General features: G+C 39.6%; 11 protein-coding genes and 1 riboswitch. Of the genes, 9 read left to right on the top strand and 2 right to left on the bottom strand.

All coding sequences use genetic code 11. The features are described 5' to 3' along the window. The first annotated feature begins 48 nt into the window (after nucleotides 1-48). The gene (locus HW098_RS04080; RefSeq protein ID WP_176139373.1) at nucleotides 49-1,728 is read left to right on the top strand and encodes a PTS transporter subunit EIIC; all 1,680 of its coding nucleotides are present in this window, start codon (nucleotides 49-51) and stop codon (nucleotides 1,726-1,728) included. A gap of 124 nt (nucleotides 1,729-1,852) precedes the next feature. Here HW098_RS04080 and HW098_RS04075 read toward each other — a convergent pair whose 3' ends face one another. Together HW098_RS04075 and trkA are read right to left on the bottom strand one after the other, a co-directional pair. Next, nucleotides 1,853-3,292, bottom strand: coding sequence for a TrkH family potassium uptake protein (locus tag HW098_RS04075; RefSeq protein ID WP_176139372.1), 1,440 nt, complete (start codon nucleotides 3,290-3,292; stop codon nucleotides 1,853-1,855). Between the two features lie 3 nt (nucleotides 3,293-3,295). After that, nucleotides 3,296-4,645 carry a Trk system potassium transporter TrkA gene (gene trkA, locus HW098_RS04070; RefSeq protein ID WP_176139371.1) on the bottom strand — a complete coding sequence of 450 codons (1,350 nt, stop codon included), beginning with the start codon at nucleotides 4,643-4,645 and terminating at the stop codon, nucleotides 3,296-3,298. A gap of 188 nt (nucleotides 4,646-4,833) precedes the next feature. On the opposite strand from trkA, the gene HW098_RS04065 reads away from it, so the two are divergent. The 8 genes from HW098_RS04065 to HW098_RS04030 all read left to right on the top strand — a co-directional run bounded on the left by HW098_RS04065 (nucleotide 4,834) and on the right by HW098_RS04030 (nucleotide 12,235). After that, entirely contained in the window at nucleotides 4,834-5,682 is an 849-nt protein-coding gene (locus tag HW098_RS04065) for an S-adenosyl-l-methionine hydroxide adenosyltransferase family protein (RefSeq protein ID WP_176139370.1), read from the top strand. A gap of 15 nt (nucleotides 5,683-5,697) precedes the next feature. Further along, the gene (locus HW098_RS04060; protein WP_176139369.1) at nucleotides 5,698-6,243 is read left to right on the top strand and encodes an ECF-type riboflavin transporter substrate-binding protein; all 546 of its coding nucleotides are present in this window, start codon (nucleotides 5,698-5,700) and stop codon (nucleotides 6,241-6,243) included. A gap of 168 nt (nucleotides 6,244-6,411) precedes the next feature. Next, nucleotides 6,412-8,094, top strand: a complete 1,683-nt coding sequence (locus HW098_RS04055; RefSeq protein ID WP_176139368.1) for an ABC transporter ATP-binding protein — start codon at nucleotides 6,412-6,414, stop codon at nucleotides 8,092-8,094. Beyond that, nucleotides 8,079-8,909, top strand: a complete 831-nt coding sequence (locus HW098_RS04050; protein WP_176139367.1) for an energy-coupling factor transporter transmembrane component T — start codon at nucleotides 8,079-8,081, stop codon at nucleotides 8,907-8,909. Before HW098_RS04055 ends, HW098_RS04050 begins: the two co-directional genes overlap by 16 nt. Nucleotides 8,910-9,102: 193 nt before the next feature. Next, nucleotides 9,103-9,606 (top strand): tRNA (cytidine(34)-2'-O)-methyltransferase, encoded by a 504-nt coding sequence (locus HW098_RS04045; RefSeq protein ID WP_176139366.1) that lies wholly within the window; start codon nucleotides 9,103-9,105, stop codon nucleotides 9,604-9,606. 59 nt (nucleotides 9,607-9,665) lie between these two features. Next, nucleotides 9,666-9,884, top strand: a riboswitch (FMN riboswitch). 163 nt (nucleotides 9,885-10,047) lie between these two features. Then, complete coding sequence (locus HW098_RS04040; RefSeq protein ID WP_000185823.1) at nucleotides 10,048-10,611, top strand: ECF transporter S component; 564 nt, start codon at nucleotides 10,048-10,050, stop codon at nucleotides 10,609-10,611. After that, nucleotides 10,601-11,251: a phosphatase PAP2 family protein gene (locus HW098_RS04035; RefSeq protein ID WP_240149456.1), complete on the top strand. Its 651-nt coding sequence runs from the start codon at nucleotides 10,601-10,603 to the stop codon at nucleotides 11,249-11,251. Before HW098_RS04040 ends, HW098_RS04035 begins: the two co-directional genes overlap by 11 nt. Before the next feature lie 111 nt (nucleotides 11,252-11,362). Next, complete coding sequence (locus HW098_RS04030; protein ID WP_078748231.1) at nucleotides 11,363-12,235, top strand: helix-turn-helix transcriptional regulator; 873 nt, start codon at nucleotides 11,363-11,365, stop codon at nucleotides 12,233-12,235. The last annotated feature ends 321 nt before the right edge of the window (nucleotides 12,236-12,556 follow it).

Below are 12,556 nucleotides of genomic sequence, written 5' to 3'. Positions count from 1 at the left end.
TTCAATATGTTTTAACTATGAGGTTGAATTTTTTATAGGAGGAGTTTTATGGATAAGCTAGTCGCTGCCATTGAAAAGCAACAAGGGAAATTTGAAAAAATTTCTACTAATAACTATATGATGGCTATTAAAGATGGATTCATTGCTACTATGCCTTTAATTATGTTTTCAAGCTTTTTGATGATTATTATTATGATTCCTAAAAATTTCGGAGTAGAGTTACCGAGTCCAGCTATTGCCTGGATGAGGAAAGTGTATATGCTAACCATGGGAGTTTTGGGGGTTATTGTTTCAGGGACAGTTGCAAAGTCATTGGCTGGAAATGTTAATAGAAAAATGCCTCCTGGAAAGGTAATAAATGATACTTCTGCAATGTTGGCAGCCATATGTAGTTATCTGGTATTAACTGTAACGCTTGTAGTTGATGAGAAGACGGGATCTACAAGTTTGTCGACAAACTATTTAGGATCTCAAGGATTGATAACTTCGTTTGTCAGTGCTTTTATTACTGTAAATGTTTACCGGTTTTGTATTAAGCGAGACATTACTATTCATTTACCTAAGGAAGTTCCTGGGGCTATATCACAAGCTTTTAGAGATATTTTTCCTTTTTCTTTTGTTTTACTTATTAGTGGTTTGTTAGATATTGTATCTCGGTTTAGTTTAGATGTTCCTTTTGCCCAAGTATTTCAACAACTATTGACCCCTATTTTTAAGGGTGCAGAATCATATCCTGCTATGATGTTGATTTGGTTTATGTGTGCTTTGCTTTGGTTTGTTGGAATTCATGGACCATCTATTGTCTTACCTGCTGTTACAGCTTTACAACTGAGCAATATGGAAGAGAATGCTCAACTTCTTGCAAGTGGGCAGTTCCCTTATCATTCTTTAACACCTAATTTCGGGAATTATATCGCTGCTATTGGAGGAACGGGGGCTACCTTTGTTGTACCATTTATTTTGATTTTCTTTATGCGGTCTAAACAATTAAAATCGGTAGGTAAAGCTACAATTACTCCTGTTTTATTTGCGGTAAATGAACCTCTTCTATTTGGTATGCCAGTTATTTTGAATCCCTATCTTTTTGTCCCTTTTTTGCTTACTCCACCAGTGAATGTATTTCTAGGAAAGGTCTTTATTGATTTCTTTGGAATGAATGGATTTTATATCCAGTTACCTTGGGCCTTTCCTGGTCCCTTGGGATTGTTAATTGGAACGAATTTTCAACCTATCTCCTTTGTATTTTTATCTTTGATTTTAGTTGTCGACATATTGATTTATTTGCCATTCTGTAGAGCGTATGATAGACAGTTACTGATGAAAGAAGATGTTGCAAGCTCAAATGATATTATTTTAGAGGAGGATACAAGTGAAATAATGCCTGGTGAGTTAGATGTAATAAAAAGTAAGGAGTTGAAAGTACTGGTTCTTTGTGCTGGGTCTGGAACAAGTGCGCAATTAGCCAATGCAATTAACGAGGGCGCTCAATTAGCAGAAGTTAGAGTGATTGCGAATTCAGGAGCGTACGGAGCTCATTATGATATTATGGGTGTTTATGATTTAATTATTCTGGCTCCACAAGTTCGGAGTTACTATAGAGAGATGAAGGTGGATGCAGAAAGATTAGGTATTCAGATAGTTGCTACCAGAGGAATGGAATATATTCATTTAACAAAGAATCCAAGTAAAGCCTTACAATTTGTATTGGAGCATTACCAAGCTGTGTAGTCAGTTTTTCCATCTTTTATTTGAGTAAGGACTTTGCTTACAGACAGGCTTGGATTTAAAAACGTTCCCCCTTTTTAATATAAAAATCCCTCTTTCACAATTGTAAAAAGAGGGATTTTATATTTTATCTCTTAGACCAAGTCCTCTTCATAAAGAGAAGGAGGATTGGATAAATCTCCAATCGTCCTGCAATCATCGCAAAGGAGAGGAGAATTTTTGAGATAGGACTAAAGATTGAGAAGCTAGAAGTTGTTCCTAGAATAGGCCCGATGTTATTGAAACAGCTAAAGACAGCACTGGTCACAACCAGAAAATCATTGCTATCTAGGCTGACAATAAAGATAAGGGATAGCAAAATCATAGCATAGATGACAAAGTACTTGAGAATCTTATGCTGGGTATCCTTATCAATCACCGTTTTATTCACATGGAGAGTCAAAACACGGTGGGGGGATAGAATTGACAAAATTTGATTTTTGGCAATTTTTGAAAGGATAAGACCTCGAATAATCTTGAGTCCACCTGCAGTTGATCCAGCAGAGCCACCGATTACCATGAGGAAGAGGAGGATAAACTGGGAGAAGAGGGGCCAGTTGGTAATATCTCCATATCCAAAACCAGTTGTTGTAATGATGTTGGAAACTTGGAAGAAGGCCATTTCAAAGCTCTTTGAAAATCCTGGGTAGAGATAGAGGGTATTAAGGCTAATCAAGCCTGTAGAAACCAGCACGATGACCAAGTAAGCCCTAAGCTCTTCATCTCTAAAGAAGGCCTTGATGCGACGGAGCATAAGGAAGTAGTAGAGATTGAAATTTACCCCAAAAACCAAAACTCCGATACTAACCAGATAGGTAATCAGTGAGCTACCATAGTGAGCAATTCCGTCGTTATAGACGGTAAATCCTCCTGTACCTGCTGTTCCCATGGCAATGACAAAACTATCAAATAGGGGCATACCAGCTAGATAATAGATGATGACAAAGAGGGAGAAGAGAGCTAGATAAAGGAGATAGAGAATCTGGGCAGTGTTTTTTAGTTTGGATACAACCTTACCGAAGACGGGACCAGGAACCTCAGCCTTCATCACTTCTAGGTGGCTATTCTTGGTATTATCCATAATAGCCAGTGCGAAAACGAGCACTCCCATCCCTCCAATCAAGTGGGTAAAACTTCGCCAAAAGAGGAGGGAACGGCTGAGAACCGAAATGTCGTTCAAGATACTTGCTCCAGTAGTTGTAAACCCAGAACTGATTTCAAAAAAGGCATCGATAACGCTAGGGATTTGTCCAGAAAAGACAAAGGGGAGACCACCAAAGAAAGACCAAAGAATCCAACAGAGGGCAACAATCAAGACTCCCTCCTTGGCATAAATCCGTTGATTTTTGGGCTTTTGTAAAATTCCTGAACCACCTAGTAATACGAGAATCCCAATGGTCGAAAAGAGGGCTGTAAAGACTTGGCTCGATTCGTGGTAATAGACAGCTACAGCTACAGGAACCAAGAGGAGAACAGCTTCAATCAAAAGTAACTTTGAAAGGAGGTAACGAATCATACTTTTATTCATTTCTTACCTCGCAATTAAGTCATAAATCTTGGTGATGTTTGGCAACAAAGTTGTTACTAGGAGCTTGTCTCCAACTTCCAACATATCCTCCCCAGTTGGGAAAATAGTCTTGCCCTTTCGAATGATGGCTGCAATAAGAACCTCTTTTTTTAATTTCAGTTGAGAAAGAGGTTTGGCAGTCATTTTATTGGATTCCTTGATATGGAATTGCAGGGTTTCGATTTGGCCATTGGCTAGATGGTGCATGGCTTGAAGGTCTGAATACTGGGCATTAACACGACCACGAATAAAGTGCATAATCGTATCTACAGCGATACTTTTAGGTGTGATGATACTTGAAAAATCAGGCGCATTGATGATCTCGAGGAGACTGGTACGATTGACCTTGGTAATATTTTTCTGTACACCTACCCTGTCAAGGAACATCGAAGTAATCAGATTTTCCTCATCGACTCCTGTTAGAGTCGCAACGGCATCATAGTGTTGAGCACTTTCTTCTAGCAGGATATCTTTTGCAGTACCATCTCCTTGGACGATATGAAGATTTGGAAATTTCTCGCTAAAGAAGCTAGCGATTTCGGGATTGATTTCAATGACCTTGGTATCGATACGACTGTCTTTGAGAATACCTAGTAGATAATAGGCAATTCTACCTGCGCCGACGATGAGAAGGCTCTTCACGGCACGAGACTTGAAATAATTATGGAAGAGCATCATGTCAACACGGTTACCAGTGACAAAGATTCTATCTTTATCCTGTACAGTCATGTCACCGCTTGGAATGATAATTTGATGATCCCTCTCTATCGCACAGACAATGACATTGCCAAATTTTTTCCGAAAATCAGAAATGGGCATTTGGCAAAGACCGCTGGAGGATTTAACAGTGAATTCCATCAAGCTTACCCGTCCACCAAAGAAACGTTCGACAGACAGGGCGTTGGGGAAGTCAATGATATTGGCGATAGCGCGGGCAGCCAAGAGCTCAGGGTTAACGATAAGAGAAAAACCGAGAATATTCTTTTCCTTGAAATAAGAGTTAGAATATTCAGGGTTCCGCACCCGAACGATGGTCTCTTTAGCTCCCATTTTTTTGGCTAGAACGGCTGCAATCATGTTCACTTCATCATATTCAGTCAGGGCGATAAAGATATCACAATCCTGGACACTGGCTTGCTCAAGGATGGTAAAATCGGCCCCATTACCAAGGATACCCATAATATCAAAACGACTGACGATATGATTGAGAACAGCTTCGTTTTGTTCAATCAGTAAAACATCATGCTTTTCTGCAACCAAGGAGCGACAGAGGGCAAAACCAACTTTTCCCCCTCCGACAAGGATAATTTTCATAATAAAACCTACTTCTTCATTATGTAACTATCATACCTTTTTTCAAGAAAAAATGCACCTACTAGCCAATAAGGGAGAACTTTTAGCGGAAATCTGCTATAAGGTAAAACTATACCCTAACCAATTGAAATAGCTATTAGCACCTTTCTCTGAAATATGGTATGATAAAGGATATACAAGGAGATAAAATGAATAATAATTTACTGGTATTACAATCAGACTTTGGTCTGGTTGATGGTGCGGTATCGGCTATGATTGGAGTGGCTTTAGAAGAATCTCCAACCTTAAAAATTCATCACTTGACGCACGATATCACGCCTTATAATATTTTTGAGGGGAGCTATCGTCTCTTTCAGACAGTGGATTACTGGCCTGAGGGAACGACGTTTGTATCGGTTGTTGATCCAGGTGTTGGCTCAAAACGTAAAAGCGTGGTTGCTAAGACTGCAAAAAATCAATACATTGTCACGCCAGACAATGGGACGCTTTCTTTTATCAAGAAACACGTTGGGATTGTAGCTATTCGTGAGATTTCTGAGGTGGCCAATAGACGTCAAAATACAGAGCATTCTTATACCTTCCACGGTCGTGATGTCTATGCCTATACTGGCGCTAAACTAGCCAGTGGTCACATTACTTTTGAGGAAGTGGGGCCAGAGCTCAGTGTGGACCAGATTGTAGAGCTTCCAGTCGTAGAGACCATCATTGAAGATCATCTGGTCAAGGGAGCTATTGATATTCTGGATGTGCGTTTTGGTTCGCTCTGGACCTCTATCACGCGAGAAGAATTTTACAAGCTGGAACCAGAATTTGGTGACCGTTTTGAAGTAACAATCTATCATGCAGATATGCTGGTCTATCAAAATCAGGTTGTCTATGGCAAATCATTTGCAGATGTGAGAATTGGGCAACCCATCCTTTACATCAACTCTCTCTATCGTTTAGGTCTGGCTATCAACCAAGGTTCTTTTGCCAAGGCTTATAATGTGGGTGTCGGTTCATCTTGGACCATTGAAATAAAGAAAATAGAAGGATAAAATAGGAGAATATAGATGAAAAATCAATCAATTAAACAAGTTGTTGCTATCGGTGTTGGAGCTGCGCTCTTTGTTGTTATCGGGATGATTAGTATTCCGACACCCGTTCCAAATACAAGTATCCAGCTTCAGTATGCGTTACAGAGCCTCTTGTCTATCATTTTTGGCCCTCTAGTAGGACTACTTGTTGGTTTAATTGGGCATGCAGTGAAGGACTCGCTTGCTGGCTACGGTCTATGGTGGACTTGGATTATTGCTAGCGGGCTCTTTGGTCTAGCCGTGGGGCTATTTAGAAAGTACGTTCGCGTGATCAATGGTGTCTTTGACTGGAAAGATATTCTTATTTTTAACCTCATTCAACTACTTGCAAATGCCCTTGTTTGGGGTGTCTTGGCACCACTTGGAGATGTTGTGATTTATCAAGAAGCTGCAGAAAAAGTATTTGCCCAAGGGATTGTTGCGGGAATTGCTAATGGTGTATCTGTAGCTATTGCAGGAACTCTTCTCTTGCTTGCCTATGCAGGAACTCAAACTCGTGCAGGAAGTTTGAAAAAGGATTAAAATGATGGGGAAGGCTGGGCAACCAGTCTTTTTCGATGTTTATAGATTAGTTAGGCAAGTAAGCTAGGATAGGAATTTTTTTGGCGCTAAGATTTTAAGAGAAGAGACTGCAAGAAGGGTTCGATTTATGATAAAATAGAAGTCTAAGAAGCGAATGAAGAGAGTAAGATGAAAGAAGCTATAATTGAGTGGAAGGATTTCTCTTTCCGGTATGAAACACAACAAGAACCGACCTTGCAAGGGATGAATTTGACCATTTACAAGGGAGAGAAAGTCTTAATTGTTGGCCCATCTGGATCAGGTAAATCTACCTTGGGTCAGTGTTTAAATGGAATCATTCCAAATATTTACAAGGGTCAGATGTCTGGAGAATTTTTGATTAAGGGGCAAGCGGCCTTTGATATGAGCATCTACGATAAATCTCATTTAGTCAGTACAGTTTTGCAGGATACAGATGGGCAGTTTATCGGCCTGTCTGTGGCAGAGGACTTGGCTTTTGCTCTGGAAAATGATGTAACAGGACTAGAAGAGATGAAAAGCCGTGTTCATAAATGGGCTGAAAAGCTGGACCTTCTTCCTTTACTGAATCAGCGTCCCCAGGATTTGTCAGGTGGACAAAAGCAGCGGGTCAGTCTGGCTGGTGTCTTGATTGATGAAAGTCCGATTCTTTTGTTTGATGAGCCGCTCGCCAATCTGGATCCCAAGTCAGGTCAGGATATTATCGAATTGATTGACCAGATTCATAAGGAGGAGGGGACGACGACCCTTATTATTGAGCACCGTTTGGAGGATGTTCTGCATCGCCCTGTCGATCGGATTGTCTTGATAAACGATGGTCGTATCCTCTTTAATGGGAGCCCTGACCAGCTACTGGCGACTGATTTATTGACACAAAATGGAATTCGAGAACCTCTTTATCTAACGACTCTCCGTCAATTGGGTGTGGATTTAAAGAAGGAAGAACAATTAGCAGATCTGGATAACTTGTCTATCTCAAAAGGTCAGGTTCAGTTGCGGACAGAACTGGTAAAAGAAACCCCAGAATTGCAGTCACTCTTTAGACTAGAGGACGTGTCGTTTTCTTATGATGATAGACCGATTTTAAAATTCATTCATTTAGATATTAAAAAGGGTGAAAAAATTGCCATTGTCGGAAAAAATGGAGCAGGGAAGTCAACTCTAGCCAAGGCCTTAAGTAGCTTTATCCAGACTGAAGGCCACTATCTTTGGGAAGGACAGGATATAAAAGGAGATTCTGTTGCAGAGCGGGCGGAACGAGTAGGCTATGTACTACAAAATCCCAATCAAATGATTTCGACCAATATGATTTTTGATGAGGTGGCTCTGGGACTTCGTTTGCGAGGTGTGGAAGAGCAGGAAATTGAAACGAGAGTCTATGAAACTTTGAAAATCTGTGGTCTCTATGAATTCCGTAATTGGCCTATTTCTGCCCTGTCATTTGGGCAGAAAAAACGTGTGACTATTGCATCGATTTTGGTCTTAGGGGCTGAAATTATCCTCTTAGATGAACCGACTGCAGGTCAAGACCAGAAGAACTATACTGAGATTATGGAATTTCTCGAAGAGTTACATCAAAAAGGGCATACCATTGTCATGATTACTCATGATATGCAATTGATGCTGGATTATTCAGACCGAGCCCTTGTTATGGTGGATGGGGAATTGATTGCTGATACTGATCCAGCTAGTCTTTTGAGCAATCCTGAGCTGTTAGTAAAAGCCAATCTAAAAGAAACTTCAATCTTCAACTTGGCTAAAAAACTAGACGTGGATCCACTCGCTTTAACGGCATTTTACAAAGAAAGGAGAGAAGGATGCAAGCTAAATTAATTGGTTACCAGCATAGAGATACTGTGATTCATCGCTTGTCAGGAGCTGGGAAACTTCTCTTTTTCATCCTCGTGTCATTGGCGGCCATGATTAGCTATGATACCAGACTGCTTGTTCTGATTGCCATCTTTTCGGTCTTTCTCCTCTATTTGTCAGAAATCCGTTTTAAAGATGTTTCCTTTGTAGCCGTTTTTGCGACGGTATTTGCCGTTTTAAACGTCTTGATGGTCTATCTCTTTTCTCCCGAGTATGGGGTTGGACTTTACGGAGAGAGAAGTGTGATTTGGCAGGGAATCGGTGCCTACACTCTGACCAGTCAAGAGCTCTTTTATCTGCTAAATTTGGCTATTAAGTACCTTTGCACCATTCCTCTGGCTATTATCTTTTTGATGACAACCCATCCTAGTCAGTTTGCTTCCAGTTTAAATCAAATTGGTGTGCCTTACAAGATTGCCTATTCAGTCAGCCTGACTTTGCGCTATATTCCAGATTTACAGGAAGAATTCTTTACCATCAAGATGTCTCAGGAAGCGCGTGGGATGGAATTATCCAAGAAAGCTTCTCTTATGCAACGAATCAAAGGCAATCTGCGCATTATCACTCCCTTGATTTTTAGCTCGTTAGAACGCATTGATACCATCGCGACCGCCATGGAGCTTCGCCGCTTTGGGAAAGAGAAAAAACGCACTTGGTATAGTTATCAAGCCTTGAAAAAAGGAGACTATCTTACCTTGTTCTTGGCAGCTGTGTTTTTAGTAGCTAGTTTACTACTTATCTTGCAGAATCAGGGACGATTTTACAACCCTTGGAAATAGCTTGAAAAAATTGAAAAAAATCAAGTCGTTTCTATTGACAATGATTCTGAAAGTGTTATACTAAGAAAGTAGTTTCGCTGATTTACTTCAAACCTGTTGTGAGGTAAGTTAACGATGCCTTAACCACGCTGTTTGCTGAGCTTGACTCCGGGCAGTGTGGCTATTTTTTTGCAATGGTGAAAGGAAGCAAGTCATGATAAATCACATTGTATTATTTGAACCACAAATTCCACAAAATACAGGCAATATCGCGCGTACTTGCGCTGCGACCAATTCTCCCCTCCACATCATCAAGCCAATGGGCTTTCCTATTGATGACCGCAAGATGAAGAGAGCTGGATTGGATTATTGGGATAAGCTAGAGATTTATTTTTACGAGAGTTTGGAAGATTTTATGTCTCAGATGAAGGGCAAACTCTATCTGATTTCGAAATTCGCGGAAAAAGTCTATTCTGATGTGGATTTATCGACTGACGAGGACCATTATTTTCTCTTTGGACGTGAAGACAAGGGCTTGCCGGAGGACTTTATGCGAGAACATCCTGAAAAGGCTCTCCGTATTCCTATGAATGATGAACATGTCCGCAGTCTCAATGTGTCTAATACCGTCTGCATGATTGTCTACGAAGCCCTCCGCCAGCAGAACTTTGCAGGTCTTGAGCTCGTTCATACCTATGAAGCAGATAAATTGAAATAAAAAATGAAAATGAAAATGAACAAAATGCTTGCGCTTGCAAGCGTTTTTTGTTATGATAAAAGAGTCTTCAGGGCAGGGTGTGATTCCCGACCGGCGGTAAATTTGACTAGCTATTTTAGCATTCTCGTCGTTGTCTTGTCTCGATATACTTTAAGTATTATCTTCGACTGCGACGCCTAGATAAATCTAAAATATCTTAGCCAAATAAGTCCGCGAGCGCAAGCTGATGTGGTGAGATTCCACAACCGACAGTATAGTCTGGATGGGAGAAGACGAAAGAATAGCTTTGTCTGTTCTGATAGATTTATAGCTAAATTGTAACCGCTTGCTTTTGTTTTCTTTAATAGAGTGAGAGGGAACTTTTGGGATATAAAATTGAGAATAGATAGAGGAATCCTTTCTAACTTCTTCTGATTTTATAGAAAATTGGAGGAACCTGTTATGACAAACACACGTCGACTTTCGACCATTGCAATCTTATCAGCCATCTCATTTGTGCTGATGTACTTTGACTTTCCGCTTTTGCCAGCGGCGTCCTTCCTCAAGATCGAATTTAGTATCTTGCCAGTCCTTGTGGGCTTGGTGGTCATGGATTTGCCTGCTGCTCTAGGAATTCTCTTGCTTCGCTCACTCTTGAAATTGCTTCTTAATAGTCAAGGAGTGAATACTTACATTGGTTTGCCGATGAATATCGTAGCTTTGGGAGTTTTTGTCATCGTATTTGCTTTGATTTGGAAAAAGGAACGGACAACCCTTCGTTTCCTACTAGGCTCTCTAGCTGGGACTATTGGTTTAACCGTGGCTATGTTGGTTCTCAACTATGTTTACGCTGTTCCTTTGTACGCTAAGTTTGCTAACTTTGATATTGGAAAAATTTTGGGACTTTCCAACTACCTAATGACTATGGTGTTGCCTTTTAACTTGATTGAGGGTGTAATCTTTTCCGTTTCATTCTGGTTGTTGTATGTCCTTTTGAAACCAACCTTAAAACATTATGAAAGATAAACAAACATTTTTAATGAAGGGCAGTTTTGCCCTTTTACTTTTCGTTATTCTTGGCTACATGGTCAAATTTTACCCTGAAACGCTGGTCGGTTTTGACCAATCGATTCAGACTGCCATTCGAGGAGACTTACCAGATTACTTGACTATTCTTTTCCGAGCCATCACACGCTTGATTGATATTCCAGTGATTATCACTTGGGTTGCCATCGTAGCCTCTATCTTTTATCGTAAGCGATGGAAGATAGAAAGTTTCTTCATGCTGGGAAATCTGGCTTTAGCAGGACTTTTAATCGTGACTTTTAAAAACATCTACCAGCGCCCACGACCAGCTATTTTACACTTGGTTGAGGAGAAGGGATTTTCCTTCCCAAGTGGTCATTCTCTGGCTGTAACCTTGATGGTCGGCTCTCTGATTGTCATTCTCAGTCAACGGATGAAAAATCCGGTCTGGAGAAAAATCATGCAAATTGTGCTAGGTCTCTACCTAGTCAGTGTGCTGGTATCAAGGGTCTATCTGGGAGTTCATTATCCATCAGATGTCCTTGCCAGTCTCTGTGTGGGCTTGGGAGTCTTGTTTATCGAATTTCCCTTCTATGACAAGCTACGCTTCCAATGGCGATTTAAAGGCAAGCAGAAGTGATGAAAAAGATAAAAGATTATATAAATACAAACAGAAGGACATAAAATATATACTTGAAACATGTTTTGGAACTTGATATACTTTAATACATAAAGCAAGGAGGAAGAAAGTGTGGATATGTTGTTAGCGACACGCTTAAAAAATAAGAGAAAGGAATTAAAATTATCTCAAAAGGAATTGGCTGAGGGGATTTGTGAGCAAGGACAGATTAGCCGTATGGAGCAAGGTAAATACTCACCCGGGTCAGAATTACTCTTTCAGCTATCTAAGCGATTGAAGGTGAGTATGAATTATTTCTTTGAAGAGACTGAGGTTTCTAGTTTAGAAAATATTGACAAGTTTAAAGAACTATCTAAGAAGTTTTTGGATGAGAGGGAATATGAATCTCTCAAATACATTTATGAACTTGAAAAATCTAAACGTGCTCGTTTATCTGCTAAAGACCAGATTTATTTAGACTGGATTGATACGTTAGTTCAATTCCGTTATCTAAATCATCAAACAGAGGCAGTTGCGAAATTGGAAAAAATACTGTTATCTCTGAAAAAATCTGATTTTTACTATCTACAACTGGGAAATACCTTGGCTAATTTTTATTTTGATATGGGGCAGGAAGACACATATCAGGAGCTCTATCAACTTTTAAAAGAGAACATCCAGTCATTATCTGTCCATCATTTGGAACAATTAGAACTGATGATTAAATTCCGATATAACTATTGTAGATATTTGTGGTTGAATGAACGAACATCTGAAGCTATAGAAGAGATTACAGCAACAATAGCTATTTGTAAAAGATATAATAGCAGTTATCGATTAGCAGATTTGTATTGTTTATTGGGAAATATAAGCGTGGGCTTTGCTGAAAAGGATAGGATACTAGGTTTTTATCAAGTATCTTACCAGCTTTACAAGCATGAAGACAACCAGAGAATGATGCTGGAAATTGAGAAGGAAATGAAATTATTGGAAAGTGAAGATTAAGAAAAAGATTTGTATTTTTAGATAACTTTAATCCATATTTCTCAAAAAATAAGAAAATGATATAAAACTATTGACAAACTAAAATTGATGTGTTAGAATACCATCAATAGTTAAGGAGGTTTAGAAGATGAAAAGATCCCAAGTTGTCAAGCGATGTATATTAATTGCTTTATTGCTTCTATTTCTATTTAATGTGTTAAGTGGTTCTTTATCTGTAACAACTAGAGGAGTTGATCCAGGACCAGCATATGGAATTTCACTTTAAAGATATCCAATATATCGCTTCATAAACAGGATTGAGTTTTACTTTCAAAAATAAAT

Source organism: Streptococcus sp. 1453, assembly GCF_013276955.1.
In the GTDB taxonomy this organism is placed as follows: domain Bacteria; phylum Bacillota; class Bacilli; order Lactobacillales; family Streptococcaceae; genus Streptococcus.
This window is presented reverse-complemented; position numbering and strand designations above follow the sequence as displayed.